Raw genomic sequence first — 18,210 nt, 5'->3', positions numbered from 1 at the left:
AAAAGCCACAGGATTGTTTGAAAAACGCCATGCCCGGCATCTGGACATGGCGTTGATTTTATTTGGATTTCAGATCCCGACGCTGAATATCGGGTTTAGCGCCATCAAGCGGTTGCTTATGGAACGGTATAAAGCATCCCGAACCAGCGCCAGCGTGAATCTGGCCCCATGGCGGTGCAGTTGATCCGCCAGCGCCCGCTTGAAACCGGACCATCGAGGCGGATTTCAACCCGTTCTTCGCCAAGGCGCGACATGGTCGGCTCCCCTTCGGATGGATAACAGTTCATCGACGGGGCCGATTCTGCCAGCGTAAAGCCAAAGGCCGGCGGATTGCGGGTCAGGGTGTAATCAGCCGGTGTGACATCGCTGACCACAAGCGGCAGGGAATTTGCCGCCAGATTAAACCGATCCATCGCACCGTAATGTTCGTTCAGGGCATAACGCGGCAGATACATAAAATCAGATTCGGTATGCATCGCACCGCTTTGCTGGCCAAAGGCCGCGCGATAGCCAGCTTCCTTGACCGCAGCGATCACCTCGCCATTGGCCTCCCCATAGGGATAAGCAAAGATTTCCGGCACATAGCCGAGTTCTTCCTCAAACCGGGCGGCAGAATTGGCAAGCTCTGCCTTGACGCGATCAATGTCGAAATCAGGCAAATGGGCATGGTTCTGGCTGTGACCACCAATCGTCACACCGGCCTTGGACAATTCGCGCACCATGTCCCAGGTCATGTAGTTGGCATAGCCCGAATCAAGTTGTTCGGTGGAAACAAACACGGTGAAGGGCAGGTTGTGTTCACGAAATACCGGCCAGGCCTTTTCGTAAACCGAACGATAGGCATCATCGACCGTAATGCCGATGGTGCGATCCGGAAGCCCCTTGCCATCGGCAAGCGCACTGACGATCTGCGGAACGCCCATGACGGTATAAGGACCGCTGGTCAGTTCTTTGACGTGCTGGTCGAACTGTTCCATCGTGATGTTGGTCGAAGGATATTCGCCCTCGCCAAAGCGATGATACATAAACACCACGGCCGATGTCGCGTCTCCGCTTTGCGTGACCACTTCCTGATCCGCACTTTGCGGCGCATCAGATGGGGCCGCGTCCTGTGCTGTTGCCTCGGTCGTCGGGGCTCCCGGAGTTTCCGGGGTTTCGCCACCATCTACATCCGTTACCGCAGGCTCAGCCGCCGTCGCCTCAACCGTTTCATCGGTTGCAGGTGCGCTATCCGACGCGATCTGGGCAAAGCCGACCGTAGCGCCAAAAGTAAGTCCAACCGCGAAGGAGACACCGACAATAAGGCCGTGCATCCTGCGCGGCGGTTTCACCCGCATCACTGCCGAAATTGCGCTGTGCCCTTTGGTCTCAACTGCCATATCTGTTTCCAGTATCTTGCGATCCACCCACGCCGGGGCGCAACTCATTCGCGCCCTCGGATCTCCCCCCAGTAGAAAACCCGGCTCCTGCCCCACGCAATGCGTTTTGCAGGGTCATTTTGACTTCGAAAATACCAGTGAACCGATTGTTTTTCCACAGTTCATATCAGCTCTTGCCAATTGTCCGCCACATTACAAATCTAATGGTAACCATATCGAACTTTTGGCAACCACTTCTGATTGACGAGGATGCATGCTTAATTCTGATGGACTTGACCTTCTTTTTCACAATGGCCGCACCCACAATGTCTGGCACGACAAACCGGTTGACCCGGCACTTCTCAAAAAGGCCTGGGACCTGACGGTACTGGGCCCGACAAGTGCCAATTGCGAACCGATGCGCATTACATTTGTCACCACCGATGAGGCCCGTGCACGCCTTAAACCCTGCCTGGCAGAGGGCAATATCGAAAAAACCATGACGGCACCGGTGACAGCCATCATCGCCCATGACATGGAATTTTACGAAAAGCTGCCCGATCTGTTCCCGCATACCGATGCCCGCTCATGGTTTGCCGGCAAGGAAGAGGCCATCAAAACCACCGCATTCCGTAATGGCACGCTGCAGGCAGGCTATTTCATCCTCGCCCTTCGGGCCGTTGGCCTTGATTGTGGCGGGATGTCGGGCTTCGATAACGCCAAGGTCGATGCCGAATTCTTTGCTGGCACCCCGTATAAAAGCAACTTCCTGCTCAATATCGGCTATGGCGATGGCAGCAAGCTGTTTGAACGCCAGCCGCGCCTGAGCTTCGACCAAGGTGCTGAAATCATCTGATCACACCAAACAAGAACCTGACCGGCGGGCGTTAAAACATCCGCCCGCCGGTTGGCGCAAACCGATACGCTCCCCACATGACACATCCTGCCCAAAGGCGTTGGGCAGAAGATGGCATCACCACGCACCCGACAGATATTTTCAATCACTTCAGTGCTTAGAAAACTGTCATCAAAGTTTTATTTGATCTTTACTGGCCCATAACCATTTTAGGTCCACTTTTGATCACACGCATGGTAAACCGCCGTCACCCCGTTTAAACAGGAGCGTTAATTGGGTTTCCGCCAATTGATACTTACGGCTTTGGCCGTTGCCTTTCCGGCAGGTGTTGTCTTTGTCGTCCTTGCGGCGATGGAGCAGCTTGGCTGGGGCACAGCGATCCTGTCTGCGACCGCCGCGTGGCTCGGGGCTGCGGCGATCTTGCGCATCTATTTTGGCGATCTGCGCCGGGTGGCACGCTATGCGACCGATCTGCGCGACCGCTATAAAGGCACCCCGCCGCAACATATCAGCTTTGCCGCCGCGTCCGAGCTTTCATCGCTCTATACCCAGATTGCCGCAGCCTTTCGTGATCGCATCGCGCTGCTTGAAGCACAAACCAGCACCGATGCCGAAATCCTTGATCACCTGCCAAACCCGGTGGTGATGGTCAATCGCCATCGCGTGGTCACCGGCTTTAACCGGGCGGCCAAGGGCCTGTTTCACAACCTTGAAACCGGCCGTGATCTGACGCGTTTTATCCGTGACCCGATCCTGCTGGATGCCTTTGACGATGTCGCAAGCGCGCGCGAAACCATGAAGCATGCGGAATTCGTGCTGGCGGCTGACGCGCACCGTCACTTCGACGTACTGACCGCACGCCTGCCTGCTGCCGCAGGTGATCGGAACTTCGTTCTGACATTCTCCGATCTGACCGAGCTTCGCAAACTTGAACAGATGCGCGCCGACTTCGCGACCGATGCCGGGCACGAACTGCGTACCCCGCTTTCGGTGCTGCTGGGCTTTATCGAAACGCTTGAAGGCCCGGCCAAGGATGATCCCGATGCGCTCAACCAGTTCCTGCCGGTGATGCGCGATCAGGCACAACGCATGCAGCATCTGATCGAAGACCTTCTGTCGCTTGCCCGGATCGAGCTTAATGAACATACCCCGCCGTCCGAGGACTGCGATGTCGGCAAGATCATCGGCAAGGTCGCCAAAAGCCTCGCCCTGAAGGCCGAAGCCAAGGGCATGAACATTCGTGTCACCAGCACGCTTGATGACACCGAAATGGTTGGCGAGGAAAAGGAACTGACCCAGGTCTTTGTCAATCTGGTCGAAAACGCCATCAAATACGGTCACGCCAATACCGATGTCGAAGTCTCCATCAGTCTGGCGAAAAACCCGCCGGGCGCACTGGCGCGTTTCCGCCATGACCGCATTATGGCCGTTGCCATCCGCGATCATTCCGATGGCATCGCCCGTGAACACCTGCCGCGCCTGACGGAGCGTTTCTACCGCGTTGATACTGCACGCTCCCGCGCGGTTGGCGGCACCGGCCTTGGGCTGGCCATCGTCAAACACCTCGTGCAACGCCACCGCGGCACCATGCAGATCGAAAGTGAACAGGGTGTTGGCTCGGTCTTTACGGTCTATCTCCCGGCCAAAACCGGCGACAATGTCCGGAAATTGCATTCCGCCTAAGCGTCTGGAAGACATGCAAAAACAAAAAGGCCAGCAACATCGTGCTGGCCTTTTGCATATCTGGTCTGGTCGAACATTTCGATTACAGAATAAACTTCGAAAGGTCGGTATCCTTGGCAAGGTCTTCGACCTGTTCGCGGACATAATTGGCATCGACCTTAAACGTCTCGCCGCCACGGTCGGTGGCGGTAAAGCTGATGTCATCCAGCAGCTTTTCGAGCACCGTATGCAGGCGACGCGCCCCGATATTTTCGACCGATTCGTTCACATTGGCCGAAATGCGGGCAATTTCATCGACCGCATCTTCGGTGAAGTCGAGTGTCACGTCCTCGGTCTTCATAAGCGCGATATACTGTTTGATCAGGGATGCTTCCGGCTCCATCAGGATGCGGCGGAAGTCGCCCTCGGTCAGCGCCTTAAGCTCAACGCGGATCGGCAGGCGGCCCTGCAATTCCGGCAGAAGGTCGGACGGCTTTGCAAGGTGGAACGCACCAGAACAGATGAACAGGATATGGTCGGTTTTGACCGTGCCATGCTTGGTTGAAACGTTGGTCCCTTCGATCAGCGGCAACAGATCGCGCTGAACACCCTCGCGCGACACATCGCCACCACGTTCGGACCGCGCGGTGATCTTGTCGATTTCATCCAGGAACACAATGCCGTTCTGTTCGACATTTTCAATCGCCTCGGCAGTGACCTTGTCATTATCGAGAAGCTTGTCACCTTCTTCATCGATCAGGCGCTCAAAGGCTTCTTCGACCGTCATGCGCTTGGGCTTGGTATTGCCACCAAACGCCTTGCCGAACATGTCATTGAGGTTCAGCATCCCCATCTGTGCACCGGGCATGCCCGGAATATCGATGGTCGGCATCGAAGCAGCACTGCTTTCCTGCACGTTAATTTCGATTTCCTTGTGCTGAAGTTCACCTTCGCGCAGCATCTTGCGGAACTTCTGGCGGGTATCAGACGATGCATTTTCACCGACCAGACCATCCAGAATGCGTTCCTCGGCCTGCATTTCGGCCTTGGCGCGGACTTTCTTGCGCATGCTTTCGCGGGTCAGATCGATCGAAACTTCCACCAGATCACGCACGATCTGTTCGACATCGCGCCCGACATAACCAACCTCGGTGAATTTGGTCGCTTCGATCTTGATGAACGGGGCCTCGGCCAGTTTGGCAAGGCGACGCGCGATTTCGGTTTTACCGACACCGGTCGGCCCGATCATCAGGATGTTTTTCGGAAGCACCTCATTGCGCATGGTTTCGTCAAGCTGCTGACGGCGCCAGCGGTTACGCAGCGCAATGGCGACCGCGCGCTTGGCATCCTTCTGACCGATGATGTGACGGTCCAGTTCGGAAACAATTTCGCGCGGGCTGTAATGTTGGGTCATGATTTATTCCGTATCTTTTTGCGACGAATGCCGTAACAAGGCCCGGTTTGGCGCCTTGATTATTTCGCATCCTCAAGATCAATTTTCTCTAATAAGACATTGCCGTTGGTGTAGACGCAAATCTCACCGGCAATCGCCATGGCCTTGCGGGCAATTTCCTCGGCACTGAGGTCCTGATCAAGCAGGGCCCTTGCCGCAGCAAGCGCATAGTTGCCACCCGAGCCAATGGCAATGATGCCATCTTCAGGTTCAAGAACATCGCCCTGGCCGGTCAGAACCAGTGACACGTCCTTGTCGGCCACCGCCATCATGGCTTCGAGCTTGCGAAGGTAACGATCGGTTCGCCAGTCCTTGGCCAATTCGACACAGGCGCGCATCGTCTGGCCCGGATGACGATCAAGCTTGGCTTCAAGCCGTTCCAGCAGGGTAAAGGCATCCGCCGTTGCCCCGGCAAAGCCCACCATAATCTCGCCCTTCTGGCCGATCCGGCGCACCTTGCGGGCATTGCCCTTGATCACCGTCGGACCAAGCGAGACCTGACCATCACCGGCCACCACGACTTCATTGCCCTTGCGCACGGACAGAATTGTCGTGCCATGCCAGCTTTGTTGTTCGCTCATGAATTATCCTTGAATCTCATCGATTGCTTCGCCCAAGAGTTAGCACGGCAGACGCCCCGGTCAAGGGCAGAAGCCACCCGCAACTGCCGCTTCCGCTGACCGCGCGACCTTCATGTCGACCAAAACACAGTTTCAACGCTGAGATACCCAAAAAATTCAAGGCATCCCCGCCCGACATGCTTTACCCTTGGGGAGGCAAAAGAATTTCAAGAAGACAGGACCAGGCACCATGAGCAGCGATCTTACCCAAACCCATCTTGGCAAATGCATTCTTGCCGGTCAGGGCAAAATCAAGGCCGATCTGGTGCTGCGGAATATCGGCTTGCTTGACGTCATCACCGGCAAGATCACCGAAACCGATATCGCCATTGTCGGCGACCGGATTGTCGGCACCCATGACAGCTATGCTGGCGAGACCGAAATTGATTGCACCGGCAAGTTCGCAGTGCCGGGCTTTATCGATACCCACCTGCATATTGAAAGCTCGCTCGTCACTCCACTCGAGTTTGATCGTTGTGTACTGCCGCATGGTGTCACCACGGTCCTGTGCGACCCGCACGAAATCGCCAATGTTCTGGGGTCTGAGGGCATCAAATACTTCCTGGATTGCGCCGAGCAGACCGTGATGGATGTGCGGGTTAATCTGTCATCCTGCGTACCGGCCACCGCCTTTGAAACCGCTGGCGCACGGCTTGAGATCGAAGACCTTCTGCCGTTCCGGTCGCATGAAAAGGTCGTCGGGCTAGCGGAAATGATGAACTATCCCGGCGTGCTCAACCTTGATCCGGGCATCATGGCCAAGCTCGAAGCTTTTCAGGATGGCCATATCGACGGGCACGCGCCGCTGGTCCGCGGATTGGATCTTAATGGCTACATGGCCGCTGGCATTCGTACCGATCACGAAGCCACCTCGGCCGAGGAAGCCCGCGAAAAGCTTGCCAAGGGCATGGCGATCTTGATCCGCGAAGGATCGGTGTCCAAGGATCTGGAGGCACTGGCCGAAATTCTCGATGAAAACAGCTCAAGCTTCGTCGCGCTATGCACTGATGACCGCAACCCGCTTGATATCGGCGAAGAAGGTCATCTTGATAGTCTTGTTTCGCGATTAATCGGTCATTTGAAGGCACGTAATTGCCAGATCCATCATGCCTATCGCGCCGCGTCCCATTCCGCGGCCCGCATTTTCGGCCTGCGTGATCGCGGTTTGATCGGACCGGGCTGGCGGGCCGATATCGCCATCCTTGATGATCTTGAAGCCTGCCACGTCACCGATGTCATTGCCGGTGGTCGCCTTGTCACCAAGGATCTGTTTGCAAAACGCAAAACCATCGAGCCAGTCGGTTTGACGTCGATGAAGGCAACCCCGGTTTCAGCAGAGGCCTTTGCCTGCGATCCCAAACCGGGTCAGAACCAGACCCCGGTGATCAAGGTCAAACCGGGCCTTATCCTGACCTTCCGCGATGAAGCGACGCTTGAAATCGGCGATAATGGCCTCAAACCCGATCTGGACAATGATGTGATCAAGGTCGCCGTCGTTGAACGCCACGGCATCAATGGCAATATCGGGCGCAGCTTCGTGCGCGGCTTTGGCCTGAAACGCGGGGCGATTGCCTCCTCCGTCGGGCATGACAGCCACAATATCACCGTGGTCGGGGCAAGCGATGCCGACATGGCAGCAGCCGTCAATCGCCTGATTGAAATGGGCGGCGGCTTTGCGGTGGCCGATGGCGGCAAAGTCACGGCCGAACTGGCCCTGCCGGTTGCGGGGCTTATGAGCCTTGAGCCGTTCGAAACTGTCGAGGAGCACCTGATTGATCTTCGCAAGGCAGCCAAGGATCTGGGATGTGTTTTACCCGAACCGTTCCTGCAAGTCGCCTTCCTGGCCCTGCCGGTGATCCCGCACCTAAAAATGACCGATCGCGGCCTGTTTGACGTCGATAAATTCGACTTCGTTTAGAATAACTCTGAGTAACCATTGCGATTTTTTTAACCTGATCACTCAACGTATTGTTGTTTTTCATCAGCCGCGACTTAATCTTTCAAGTATCGCTCTGTGAACAGGCGGCACTCTGTCGCCTGGCATGATGGATATACGATCAGGTGAAAATCAGGCTTCAGATTGGCGTTACCGCTGCGTTTACAACGATTGCGGTCGTGATGCTGGGGGTGACGGTTGCGTTTCTGTACAACAGCAACCGCAATCTTGCCTTGCAAACCGCCCGTGCCGAAATGGAAAGCGCCCGGCAGAAATCGGTCGATGGCCTGATCAACGTAATCCTGCCAGTCGGGCAGGTTGTTACCACCACCGCCGACATGATCACGTCTTTTCCCGGTGCGATATCCGAGCCCACCGGCGGTTCAGTGATGGCCAGCCAGATCAAGGGATTACCGCAAATCTATGGCCTGTTTTTCGGGTTCGAAGACGATGGTCGGTTCTTTCAGGTGATCAAAATTCCCGATGGCCTGACAACCTTTGGCCCCCGCAATGCGCCCATCCCCAAAGACAGCAAAATCATCTATCGCACGATTGATGACGCCCTGTCGGGCGAAAAAACTGACAGCTATCTCTATCAATCGGGCTGGGGCACCGTTACCGGCAAGGAAGAAAGTGCTGCCACCTATGACCCCAGAACCCGAGCCTGGTACGAAGGCGCAAAGGACAAGGACGGTATTTTTGTCAGTCCGTTCTATACCTTCAACAGCACAAACAAGCCCGGCGTAACCTTTGCAAAGCGCGTCCTGAACCCGGATCGCAGCCTGATGGGGGTAGTCGGTGCGGATCTGACACTGGAAAGCGTCAACAAGATCCTTGGCGATATCCGGATTGGCGAACAGGGCCGGGTCTTTATGCTCGATGCGCAACAGCGGGTTCTGGCCTATAACGGCCCCTATGGTGGCAATGAGAATGAGACACTTTTCAAGATCGACAATCGAACCATCAGCGACCCGATTGTCAGCCGCGCCATCGTAAGCTGGACCAATAACCCCGACACCTTCTTTGAATTCCTTGATGAAACCGACGGGAAAAAATATCTCGGCTCGGCGGCACCGATACCGGAAATCTTTGGCGTCGCGCCGGTTCTGGGTCTGATCGTGCCCGAAGATGAATTTGTTGGCGACATCAAGGCAACAACCCGCAATGTGCTTCAGATCGCAACCGCGATCCTTGTCTTTACCGTCATCCTGATCGCCATCATCTCGCGGATGTTAAGCCGCCAGATCAATGCCGTCGCCGAAGAAGCCGAAAAGATCGGTCAATTTGATCTCGGCGGTGATTTCGATATGGAATCCCACATCTACGAGGTCGATGCCCTGTCCAAGGCCGTGGCGAACATGAAGCTCAGCCTCAAAAGCTTTGGCGCCTACGTTCCGGCAGATGTGGTGAAATCAATCATGTCAGCTGGCAATCCAGTCGAAATTGGCGGTGAGGCCCGCGAATTATCGATCATGTTTACCGATATCGAGGGCTTTACTGCGAAGACCGAAAACTATTCGCCGACCGATCTGGCGCTTGAGCTTTCGAACTATTTTGCCGCGATGGAACAGCAGATCACCATCAACGGAAATGGCACCATCGACAAATATATCGGTGATGCCATCATGGCGTTCTGGAATGCGCCGACCGACGATCCCAACCATGTGGACCATGCCTGCAAGGCTGCATTGGCCTGCCGGTTGGCCGGTCGACGGCTGAATTCCATCTCACAGGATTCACGCCTGTTTCCACTCTACACGCGATTTGGCCTGCACACCGATCAGGTGGTTGTCGGAAATGTAGGCTCCGAACATCGCCTGCAATACACGGCCCTTGGCGAGGCGGTGAACCTTGCCTCGCGGATCGAGGGACTTAACAAGATCTATGGCACACGCATCCTTGTCAGTGAGGCCATTGAAAAACGCGCATCCGATAACTTCCTGCTCAGATATGTCGACCGGGTCGTTCCCCTTGGTACAAGCGTGCCGATTGATATCTTTGAGCTGATCGGGGATCGCGACGATACCACCAACGCCCTTGTTGATATCACCGCGCAGCAAACCGAGATCGCGGCATGGGATGCCTGTATGGACCTTTATCACGACCAGAAATGGGCCGAAGCACATGACGCCTTCAAGGCGCATCTGGAAGCTGCAACCACACCAAAGCTGGTTGAAATCTATATCGAAAGATGCCGGGAATTTATCGATCATCCGCCCGAAAAAAACTGGGATGAAGTCAATCACATGACCCGTAAATAGCCCCAATATCACCGCACAGCCCGATTGGCGGCCTGATCCGGGCGCGAAAACCACTATTTGCGGCCATTGCGTAGCCACCTAGAACTGGCTTTTGTCGGACTTTATTGCTACATACGACCCGTCATATGCATCAATACCTGCAGGAAAGGAGCTTTGCATGCGCAAGGCCCGCGTTGAGCGTAACACAAACGAAACCCAGATCATGGTCGAACTGAACCTTGACGGGACCGGCGTTTATGACGTCGAGACCGGGGTCGGGTTCCTTGATCACATGCTCGAACAGCTTTCGCGTCACAGCCTGATGGACCTTAAAGTCCGGGCCAAGGGCGACCTGCATATTGATTTCCACCACACCACCGAAGATAGCGGCATCGCGATCGGCGAAGCCTTTGCCAAGGCGCTTGGCGATAAAAAGGGCATCACGCGTTATGGCAGCTGCCTGCTGCCGATGGACGAGGCGCTGACCCGTGTCGCACTGGATATTTCAAGCCGTCCCTATCTGATCTGGAATGTCGAATTTACCCGCGACAAGCTGGGCGATATGGATACCGAGCTGTTCCGGGAATGGTTCCAGGGCTTTTCCCAGGCGGCTGGCATCACGCTGCATGTCGAGAACCTGTATGGTGAGAACAATCACCATATCATCGAAAGTGCCTTTAAGGCGCTTGCACGGTCGCTGCGCGTGGCAATCGAAATTGATCCGCGCAAGTCCGATGCCATCCCCTCGACCAAGGGCACGCTTGGCGGCTCCTTGTAAGCAGGTCAGTTCGATCTGATCGAAAATACACCGGTGGCACAGCAGACAACACTCTGCCACCGGTCCAGAGAACCGGTTTTCGATGAAGGTTTACACAGTCCATACCCATCCCGGCGATGCCGACCCGATGGAAAACGCCATCCTGATCCGCGAAGGCTTCAATTTCTGGGCCTTTCTGCTTTCAGGCCTTTGGGCGTTGTACCATCGCCTGTGGCTGGGCTTTTTCGGTCTTGTCGCGGTTTCATTTCTCTGCACCTTTGCGGTCGAGCTGTTTGACGGCGGGCCTGAAATGGACTTTGCCCTGGCACTTGTGACCGGGATCGGCTTTGGCCTGATCGCCAATGATTTGCGTCGGCGCAAACTGGCCGCAAAAGGCTGGAAGATGGTCGATATCGTCGCTGGCCATGATGAAACCGAGGCCGAACATCGCTGCTTTGAGCGTTCAAAAAATTCCCGGCTGCGCGTCCCACACTCCGCAGCTGCCCTTACCTCCACCCCCTCAACCGGGAGCCCATCCTACCCATGAGTGTTGCGATTATTGATTACGGTTCCGGCAATTTGCGTTCGTGCGCCAAGGCGTTCGAGCGTGCTGCACGTGAAACCGGCTTTTCTGACGAGATCATTGTCACCGATGACCCGGAAAAGGTCCGCAACGCCAGCCATATCGTGCTTCCGGGCGTTGGCGCCTATGCCGATTGCCGTGCGGGCCTTGATGCCGTGACGGGCATGGTTGATGTCCTTACCGAGCAGGTGATTAAGGGCGGCAAGCCGTTCTTTGGCATCTGTGTTGGCATGCAGTTGATGTCGACCGTCGGTCGCGAATTTGTCGTCACTGACGGCCTTGACTGGATTTCTGGCGAAGTCGTGGCCATCGAGCCCAGCGACCCAAGCCTTAAAATCCCGCATATGGGCTGGAACGAGCTGGTGCTTGATCCGGCGGGCAAGGCGCACCCGGTCCTTAAAGGCATTTCCGATGGCGATCACGCCTATTTCGTGCACAGCTATCACATGCATGTCACCAACCCGGATCAGCGACTGGCATCGGTTTCCTATGGCGGGAGCATCACGGCCATGATCGGGCGTGACAACATGATCGGCACCCAGTTCCACCCGGAAAAAAGCCAGAAAACCGGGCTTACCATCATCGGGAACTTCCTGGGGTGGAAGCCATGATCGCACCATCTGATACCATTCAGCCGGGCGTCATTGCCGAACGCGTGACCGAACTGACCGCAGGCGACATTTCCGATATCGTCGATGCCTGTACCCAGGCAATTGTCGAAGGTGGCGGCTTTGGCTGGTTGACACCGCCGGACCGTCCGGACATGGAAAAATACTGGCGCGGTGTGTTGCTGATGCCTGGTCGCCATCTGTTTGTGTCGCGCGTAGATGGCATCATTTCCGGTGCCGCCCAGTTGATCGAAACACCGGCCAACCTCGAAGCACAGCGCCATTCCGCCCAGATTTCCGGCCATTTCGTCGCTCCTTGGGCGCGCGGGCGCGGCAACGGCAAGGCGATCGTGCGTTCGATTGAATATTTCGCCCGTGAAGCGGGCTATAGCGTTTTGAAACTCGACCTTCGCGAAACCCAGGAAGCCGCCATCGCACTGTATAACGGGCTTGGATATGTCCGTTGGGGCATCAATCCCTATTACGCGATGGTCGATGGCAAGATGGTCGAAGGCTATTACTACACCAAGAAAATACAGGACACCGATCAGTGAACCTTTATCCCGCAATTGACCTGAAAGATGGTGCATGTGTGCGCTTGCTGCGCGGCGACATGGACAAGGCAACCGTGTTTAACGACGATCCGGGCGCACAGGCCGGTGAATTTGTGCAAGCCGGTTGCCATTGGGTTCATATCGTTGATCTGAACGGTGCCTTTGCCGGTGAACCGGTCAATGGCGCAGCAGTGGACTCCATCCTTGCCGCTGTATCGGGCAAGGCCCAGACGCAGCTTGGTGGCGGCATCCGCACCATGGAAACGGTTGATTATTGGCTCAATAAAGGCATCACCCGCGTGATCCTTGGTACCGTTGCCCTTCGCAATCCCGATTTTGTTAAGGAAGCCTGTGCCAAATGGCCGGGCCGGGTGGCTGTCGGCATTGATGCCCGCGATGGCTATGTCGCGGTTGAAGGCTGGGCGGAAACGTCTGAGGTCACGGCCCTCGAACTCGCCAAGAAATTTGAGGATTGCGGTGTGGCGGCGATCATCTTTACCGATATCGACCGGGATGGCGCGATGGGTGGTCCGAATATCGAAAGCACCGTGGCCCTGGCATCGGAAATCTCGACGCCTGTGATCGTATCGGGCGGGGTTTCATCGCTGGATGATCTGATCGCGGTCAAGAAACACACAGATGCCGGCATTGATGGCGCGATTTCCGGTCGTGCGCTTTATGATGGCCGCATCGATCTGGCAGAGGCCATCGCGGCCCTTTCGTAACCGACCCAACAGGAAACAGACCATGCTGAAAACCCGTGTCATTCCCTGTCTTGACGTCAAGGACGGCCGCGTCGTCAAAGGGGTCAATTTCGTTGATCTGGTCGATGCCGGTGATCCGGTCGAACAGGCGCGCATCTACGATGCCGAGGGTGCGGATGAACTCTGCTTCCTTGATATCACGGCATCAAGTGATAACCGCGATACCATCTTCGATGTCGTTGCCCGCACGGCCGAGGCCTGCTTTATGCCGGTCACCGTGGGTGGCGGGGTGCGCACCCTTGAAGACATCCGAAAGCTGCTTCTGGCCGGCGCGGACAAGGTTTCGATCAATACCGCTGCGGTCAAAAACCCCGATTTCGTCCGCGAAGCCGCGCGCAAGTTCGGATCGCAATGCATTGTGGTCTCGATTGACGCCAAATCAACCGGCCCGGACAAGTTTGAGATCTTTACCCATGGCGGGCGTGAACCGACCGGGGTCGATGCCGTTTCGTTTGCAAAACAAATGGTCGAATACGGTGCGGGCGAACTTCTGGTCACCTCGATGGATCGCGATGGCACCCAGTCGGGCTTTAACATCCCGCTGACCCGTACCATTGCCGATGCCGTCCATGTGCCGGTCATTGCTTCGGGCGGTGTGGGGACGCTGGATCACATGGTCGAAGGCGTGCGCGATGCCCATGCATCGGCGGTTCTGGCCGCCTCGATCTTCCATTTCGGCACCTATCGCATTCGCGAGGTCAAGGAACACATGAAAGCCGCCGGTATTCCGGTACGTGAGGACTGAGAGCATGGCCAATCAACACATCCTTGATGCGCTTTACGCAACCGTTTCTGCCCGCAAGGGTGCAGACCCGGAAACCAGCTATACCGCCAAGCTGTTTGCCAAGGGCACTGCCAAAATCGCCCAGAAAGTCGGCGAAGAGGGCGTTGAAACCGTGATTGCCGCCCTTGCCGAAACCCCGGAAAAGGTCGCATCGGAAAGTGCGGATCTGCTTTATCACCTGACCGTGCTTTGGGCTGATCAGGGGGTCACGCCTGATGATGTCTGGAAGATCCTGGCCGAACGTCAGGGCATTTCAGGTATTGCCGAAAAGGCATCGCGCAGCAAAGATTAAGGCATAAAGCCTCAACTATCCGGGCAATGTCCCGACTAAGGTATCAGGAGCATCACCATGGCCGTTCAGCCCTACGATCCGGAAAACATCTTTGCCAAAATCCTGCGCGGCGAAATCCCGTGCACCAAGGTCTATGAAGATGACCATGTGCTGGCGTTTAACGATATCGCGCCACAGGCCCCGACCCATGTGCTGGTCATCCCGAAGGGTGCTTACACCAGCTATGATGACTTTGCGCTCAATGCATCGGACGCCGAAATCATCGCCTATACCCGCGCAATTGGCAAAATCTCCAAGGAAGCTGGCGTGGTTGAAGACGGCTACCGCCTGATCGCCAACACCCGCGAACACGGCCGCCAGGACGTCCCGCACCTGCATGTGCATATCCTGGGCGGTGAGAAGCTCCCGCGGATGCTGCCCGGCGCCTAAGCGACTGGAAACCCATTAAAAAGGCAGGGTTCCGCATCGCGCGCCCTGCCTTTTTTGTCCTAACATGAACCTGAAATCATCTATGGCACCCAACATCCCCACCGCCGCCGAGATTTTCGAAGCCCTTCCGGGCAACTGGACGCTTGTGCGCGATTTGGGCGAAGCCGGGCAGTTTACCGGCGATGTCAGGTTTCATGCTGCCGATCCGGCCCAACCCAATGTGCTGCGCTATCGTGAGGAAGGGTTTCTGACCCGCCCGGACGGCAAGCGGTTTGATGGCTATCGGGAGTATGATTTTGTCCTGCACGAGGACCCGGCGGCGATTGAGCTTCTGTTTCGCGACCCTTTGAGTTTCGGCAATCGCTATGTGTTGCTGCAATTTGGCGAAGAGGGTGAAGAGGGTGAAGAGGGTGAAGAGGGGGTTTGTGCCCACGACATTCACCCCTGCGGGGAGGACTTCTACCACCATTGCATGATCTGGAACGGGTCAGATCATTTCGAAACAAAAATAAAAATCACCGGTCCGAAGAAAGATCACCTGCTGCACAGCATCTATCGACGCGCCTAGTATCCCGAAATACGAGACACCCGTCCATAATTTCAAATACTTGCCACTTTATTCTGACAAACCGGATTGACTTGCCAAACCGAGTACCCAATCCCGAAAGGCGCACACTTCCGGCACGTCCTGACGGCTTTCCGGCGTGATCAGATAGTATGCGCCGCTGGATTTCAAGCTGGCCGCGCTGACGATTTCAAGACTGCCCTGGGCAAGTGGTCCATCGATCAAAACCCTTGGTAACAGGGCGATTCCCATGCCTGCCTTGGCGGCTTCGATCAGCATGAAGAAATGCTCAAACGCCGGTCCGGGCGCCCCGGTAATCGCAATCCCGTTGGCCTGCGCCCAGTCATGCCATGCCTTGGGCCGGGTGGTGTGGACCAGTCGCGGATAGTGTCCGAGCAGATCTGCCGGGTCTCTGGGGCTGTTTTCGTCCGTCATGGCACCTGAAGCAACATATCCGGGTTTGGCAACAACCACTTGAATTTCATCAAAAAGATTGTCGCAGATCATCCCGGGCCAGCGACCATCGCCGAAATAAAGCCCGACATCCATCTGGCGTGCGCCAAGGTCCGGGCTGCGTTCCGGGGTGGCGAAATTAAGTGCCAAGGTTTCGATCACCGGGCGGATATCGGGGTTTTCGTTTTGAAATCGATTTAATCTTGGAATAAGCCAGCTGCTGGCCAGGGTATGCAGCGCACCGATAACCAGTTTCCGCTCTCCCGCGCCATGGGTCACCAGATCAAGGGTGGCGGCCTCGATCTCGTCGAGCGCCCGGCGCAGACTGGGCAGATAGGCCCGACCGGCTTCACGCAGGGCCAGTTTCGGGCCATTACGCTCAAACAAGCTCATGCCAAGGCTGGCTTCCAGATTGGCGACCTGCTGGCTGATCGCGCCGGAGGTGACGGAAAGTTCCGCAGCCGCGCGGGCAAAGCTGCCAAGCCGGGCGGCGGCTTCGAACGCGCGCAGGGCATTGAGAGGCGGGGTGGTCGGGCGCAGCGCCATAGCAATAGTTTTCCTATTGATAAGTCCAGAACTTCTGATTTTACCCGCCACATTCTGACGTATTAGAGTAGTTCCAACAACACATCGTTAGATAATCTGGATAATCTTTGAGGTTGACCATGTCTTCGCCATCCCTGCCACCGTTCCATCTGGCCTTCCCGATCAAATCAATATCTGACACCCGCGCGTTCTATATCGATATCCTCGGCTGTGATGAAGGCCGCTCGACCGAAGCCTGGATTGATTTTGATTTCTTTGGTCATCAGCTTTCTGCCCATGTCCGCCCCGAAGCCGGCCAGAACAAGGGGGCCGGTGATGTCGATGGCGATGCGGTGCCAATCCCGCATTTCGGGGCGATTCTGGAATGGGAAAAATGGCACGAACTGGCCGACAAGCTTAAGGCGGCCAATGTCAAATTCCTGCTGGAACCCAAGATCCGCTTTAAGGGTGAACCGGGCGAGCAGGGCACCTTCTTTGTCGAAGACCCAGCAGGAAATGGTCTTGAATTCAAGACCTTCCGTGACCCGGCCATGATCTTTGCCCACTGATTTGGACGTTTAATAGCACGTAACCGGCCTTGTGAAAGCGGGCCGGTCCATGACAGACTGTAATTGACGCGCCAACTGACGCGCCAACTGACGCGCCGGAACGCTTTGCGCTCTGGCGCGTTTGATATGTACAGAACCTTTTATCGTCCCGACTTTCCAAGCATTGACCAGGAGACCCCGATGGCAACCACCAACGCCCCGCTCAACATTCTGATTTCCGCTGCCGGCGATGATCAAAAGTGGAAAAGCGTGATGGTTGACCGCCTGCCGGACGCCAATATCGTGATCGAGGAAGACGATTACGATCCTGAAACGATTGACTATGCCCTGTTCTGGAAACAGCCACAGGGCCTGATCAAGACGCTGCCGAAGCTGAAAGCCATCTTCTCTCTCGGTGCAGGGGTCGATCACGTTGTTTCCTCGCCCAGCCTGCCCAAGGAATTGCCGGTCATTCGTCTGGAAGATGCCGGGATGGCTGATCAGATGGTGCAATATCACCTTTATGCCGCCCTGCATTTCATGCGCGACTTTGATGTTTATAGCGCCCAGCAGGCCAAGGCCGACTGGACCCAGCATGACGTCGCACGCATTTCGCAATGCCGGGTCGGTGTCATGGGGCTGGGTGCGCTGGGCTCTGCCGTTGCCTCGTCGCTTTCAAATCTGGGCTTTTCTGTTTCGGGCTGGAGCCGCTCGATGAAGGCGATTGAAGGCATTTCAACCTATGCCGGCAAGGAAACGCTGGCTGAGTTCCTCGGTCAGTCCGATATCCTGATCTGCCTTCTGCCGCGCACATCCGAAACCGAAAACGTCCTTAACAGCAGCACGCTTTCCTTCCTGCCCAAGGGCGCTGCGATCATTAATGCCGCCCGGGGGGCGATGATCAACGAAGCCGACTTGCTGCGCGCGATTGATACCGGCCATCTGCGTGGCGCGTTTTTGGATGTTGCCGCGACCGAACCGCTGCCCGAAAGCCATCCGTTCTGGGATCACGCGAAAATCCGCATCACCCCGCATATTGCGGCCGCGACCCGGTTTGAAGAATCCGTCGATCAGATTGCCGAAAACCTTGATCGCCTGGCCCGCGGCGAAACCCCGCGCGGGCTTGTGAACCGCGAGGTCGGCTACTAAGCCGCTACCGCTCAAACCACACACCCTTCAAACCCGATCCGGCGCATTATGCCTGCCAGATCGGGTTTTGCTTG

19 protein-coding genes are annotated in these 18,210 nt (G+C 56.2%); 15 read left to right on the top strand and 4 right to left on the bottom strand.

Annotated features, from left to right (window positions below):
• Positions 1–116: 116 nt before the first annotated feature.
• Positions 117–1,379 (bottom strand): polysaccharide deacetylase family protein, encoded by a 1,263-nt coding sequence (locus IT893_RS19500; protein WP_197146362.1) that lies wholly within the window; start codon positions 1,377–1,379, stop codon positions 117–119.
• Between the two features lie 253 nt (positions 1,380–1,632).
• Here IT893_RS19500 and IT893_RS19495 point away from each other — a divergent pair, with 253 nt between their 5' ends.
• Both IT893_RS19495 and IT893_RS19490 read left to right on the top strand, forming a co-directional pair.
• Positions 1,633–2,214 carry a malonic semialdehyde reductase gene (locus IT893_RS19495; RefSeq protein WP_063086152.1) on the top strand — a complete coding sequence of 194 codons (582 nt, stop codon included), beginning with the start codon at positions 1,633–1,635 and terminating at the stop codon, positions 2,212–2,214.
• A 273-nt stretch (positions 2,215–2,487) separates the two neighbouring features.
• Complete coding sequence (locus tag IT893_RS19490; protein WP_008888829.1) at positions 2,488–3,897, top strand: ATP-binding protein; 1,410 nt, start codon at positions 2,488–2,490, stop codon at positions 3,895–3,897.
• Between the two features lie 82 nt (positions 3,898–3,979).
• On the opposite strand, the gene hslU is transcribed toward IT893_RS19490, so the two are convergent.
• On the bottom strand, positions 3,980–5,290 hold the full coding sequence (gene hslU, locus IT893_RS19485; protein WP_063086156.1) for an ATP-dependent protease ATPase subunit HslU: 1,311 nt from the start codon (positions 5,288–5,290) through the stop codon (positions 3,980–3,982).
• 59 nt (positions 5,291–5,349) lie between these two features.
• Complete coding sequence (hslV, locus tag IT893_RS19480; RefSeq protein WP_008888827.1) at positions 5,350–5,910, bottom strand: ATP-dependent protease subunit HslV; 561 nt, start codon at positions 5,908–5,910, stop codon at positions 5,350–5,352.
• Positions 5,911–6,139: 229 nt separating this feature from the next.
• Here hslV and ade point away from each other — a divergent pair, with 229 nt between their 5' ends.
• The 11 genes from ade to IT893_RS19425 all read left to right on the top strand — a co-directional run bounded on the left by ade (position 6,140) and on the right by IT893_RS19425 (position 15,464).
• Entirely contained in the window at positions 6,140–7,867 is a 1,728-nt protein-coding gene (gene ade, locus IT893_RS19475) for an adenine deaminase (protein WP_197146361.1), read from the top strand.
• Between the two features lie 143 nt (positions 7,868–8,010).
• Positions 8,011–10,146 carry a cache domain-containing protein gene (locus IT893_RS19470; RefSeq protein WP_197146360.1) on the top strand — a complete coding sequence of 712 codons (2,136 nt, stop codon included), beginning with the start codon at positions 8,011–8,013 and terminating at the stop codon, positions 10,144–10,146.
• Between the two features lie 157 nt (positions 10,147–10,303).
• On the top strand, positions 10,304–10,903 hold the full coding sequence (hisB, locus tag IT893_RS19465; RefSeq protein ID WP_197146359.1) for an imidazoleglycerol-phosphate dehydratase HisB: 600 nt from the start codon (positions 10,304–10,306) through the stop codon (positions 10,901–10,903).
• A gap of 82 nt (positions 10,904–10,985) precedes the next feature.
• A complete protein-coding gene (locus IT893_RS19460) occupies positions 10,986–11,429 on the top strand; it encodes a DUF2628 domain-containing protein (protein WP_197146358.1) in 444 nt (147 codons plus the stop codon).
• The gene (gene hisH, locus IT893_RS19455) at positions 11,426–12,076 is read left to right on the top strand and encodes an imidazole glycerol phosphate synthase subunit HisH (RefSeq protein WP_197146357.1); all 651 of its coding nucleotides are present in this window, start codon (positions 11,426–11,428) and stop codon (positions 12,074–12,076) included. Before IT893_RS19460 ends, hisH begins: the two co-directional genes overlap by 4 nt.
• Entirely contained in the window at positions 12,073–12,627 is a 555-nt protein-coding gene (locus IT893_RS19450; protein WP_040822270.1) for a GNAT family N-acetyltransferase, read from the top strand. The genes hisH and IT893_RS19450 overlap by 4 nt, the downstream gene beginning before the upstream one ends.
• Positions 12,624–13,352 carry a 1-(5-phosphoribosyl)-5-[(5-phosphoribosylamino)methylideneamino]imidazole-4-carboxamide isomerase gene (gene hisA / locus IT893_RS19445; protein WP_064787961.1) on the top strand — a complete coding sequence of 243 codons (729 nt, stop codon included), beginning with the start codon at positions 12,624–12,626 and terminating at the stop codon, positions 13,350–13,352. The genes IT893_RS19450 and hisA overlap by 4 nt, the downstream gene beginning before the upstream one ends.
• 22 nt (positions 13,353–13,374) lie before the next feature.
• On the top strand, positions 13,375–14,136 hold the full coding sequence (gene hisF / locus IT893_RS19440) for an imidazole glycerol phosphate synthase subunit HisF (RefSeq protein WP_197146356.1): 762 nt from the start codon (positions 13,375–13,377) through the stop codon (positions 14,134–14,136).
• Between the two features lie 4 nt (positions 14,137–14,140).
• A complete protein-coding gene (locus tag IT893_RS19435; RefSeq protein WP_197146355.1) occupies positions 14,141–14,467 on the top strand; it encodes a phosphoribosyl-ATP diphosphatase in 327 nt (108 codons plus the stop codon).
• 57 nt (positions 14,468–14,524) lie between these two features.
• Positions 14,525–14,896 (top strand): histidine triad nucleotide-binding protein, encoded by a 372-nt coding sequence (locus tag IT893_RS19430; RefSeq protein WP_044830002.1) that lies wholly within the window; start codon positions 14,525–14,527, stop codon positions 14,894–14,896.
• Between the two features lie 82 nt (positions 14,897–14,978).
• Complete coding sequence (locus IT893_RS19425) at positions 14,979–15,464, top strand: DUF6314 family protein (RefSeq protein ID WP_252724012.1); 486 nt, start codon at positions 14,979–14,981, stop codon at positions 15,462–15,464.
• A 48-nt stretch (positions 15,465–15,512) separates the two neighbouring features.
• On the opposite strand, the gene IT893_RS19420 is transcribed toward IT893_RS19425, so the two are convergent.
• Positions 15,513–16,460, bottom strand: a complete 948-nt coding sequence (locus tag IT893_RS19420; protein WP_197146354.1) for a LysR substrate-binding domain-containing protein — start codon at positions 16,458–16,460, stop codon at positions 15,513–15,515.
• Between the two features lie 119 nt (positions 16,461–16,579).
• On the opposite strand from IT893_RS19420, the gene IT893_RS19415 reads away from it, so the two are divergent.
• The gene (locus IT893_RS19415; RefSeq protein ID WP_197146353.1) at positions 16,580–17,008 is read left to right on the top strand and encodes a VOC family protein; all 429 of its coding nucleotides are present in this window, start codon (positions 16,580–16,582) and stop codon (positions 17,006–17,008) included.
• A gap of 180 nt (positions 17,009–17,188) precedes the next feature.
• A complete protein-coding gene (locus tag IT893_RS19410) occupies positions 17,189–18,136 on the top strand; it encodes a glyoxylate/hydroxypyruvate reductase A (RefSeq protein WP_197146352.1) in 948 nt (315 codons plus the stop codon).
• The last annotated feature ends 74 nt before the right edge of the window (positions 18,137–18,210 follow it).

Source organism: Thalassospira sp. A40-3 (assembly GCF_015871485.1).
GTDB lineage: Bacteria > Pseudomonadota > Alphaproteobacteria > Rhodospirillales > Thalassospiraceae > Thalassospira > Thalassospira tepidiphila.
The sequence above is the reverse complement of the archived record's forward strand: the minus strand, read 5'-3'. Positions and strand labels throughout refer to the sequence as shown.

Bases quoted from the DNA above. Each gene is read 5' to 3' on its own strand.
- IT893_RS19500 (WP_197146362.1), bottom strand. From the start codon at position 1,379: ATGGCAGTTGAGACCAAAGGGCACAGCGCAATTTCGGCAGTGATGCGG.
- IT893_RS19495 (WP_063086152.1), top strand. From the start codon at position 1,633: ATGCTTAATTCTGATGGACTTGACCTTCTTTTTCACAATGGCCGCACC.
- hslU (WP_063086156.1), bottom strand. From the start codon at position 5,290: ATGACCCAACATTACAGCCCGCGCGAAATTGTTTCCGAACTGGACCGT.
- hslV (WP_008888827.1), bottom strand. From the start codon at position 5,910: ATGAGCGAACAACAAAGCTGGCATGGCACGACAATTCTGTCCGTGCGC.
- ade (WP_197146361.1), top strand. From the start codon at position 6,140: ATGAGCAGCGATCTTACCCAAACCCATCTTGGCAAATGCATTCTTGCC.
- hisB (WP_197146359.1), top strand. From the start codon at position 10,304: ATGCGCAAGGCCCGCGTTGAGCGTAACACAAACGAAACCCAGATCATG.
- IT893_RS19460 (WP_197146358.1), top strand. From the start codon at position 10,986: ATGAAGGTTTACACAGTCCATACCCATCCCGGCGATGCCGACCCGATG.
- hisH (WP_197146357.1), top strand. From the start codon at position 11,426: ATGAGTGTTGCGATTATTGATTACGGTTCCGGCAATTTGCGTTCGTGC.
- IT893_RS19450 (WP_040822270.1), top strand. From the start codon at position 12,073: ATGATCGCACCATCTGATACCATTCAGCCGGGCGTCATTGCCGAACGC.
- hisF (WP_197146356.1), top strand. From the start codon at position 13,375: ATGCTGAAAACCCGTGTCATTCCCTGTCTTGACGTCAAGGACGGCCGC.
- IT893_RS19435 (WP_197146355.1), top strand. From the start codon at position 14,141: ATGGCCAATCAACACATCCTTGATGCGCTTTACGCAACCGTTTCTGCC.
- IT893_RS19430 (WP_044830002.1), top strand. From the start codon at position 14,525: ATGGCCGTTCAGCCCTACGATCCGGAAAACATCTTTGCCAAAATCCTG.
- IT893_RS19425 (WP_252724012.1), top strand. From the start codon at position 14,979: ATGGCACCCAACATCCCCACCGCCGCCGAGATTTTCGAAGCCCTTCCG.
- IT893_RS19420 (WP_197146354.1), bottom strand. From the start codon at position 16,460: ATGGCGCTGCGCCCGACCACCCCGCCTCTCAATGCCCTGCGCGCGTTC.
- IT893_RS19415 (WP_197146353.1), top strand. From the start codon at position 16,580: ATGTCTTCGCCATCCCTGCCACCGTTCCATCTGGCCTTCCCGATCAAA.
- IT893_RS19410 (WP_197146352.1), top strand. From the start codon at position 17,189: ATGGCAACCACCAACGCCCCGCTCAACATTCTGATTTCCGCTGCCGGC.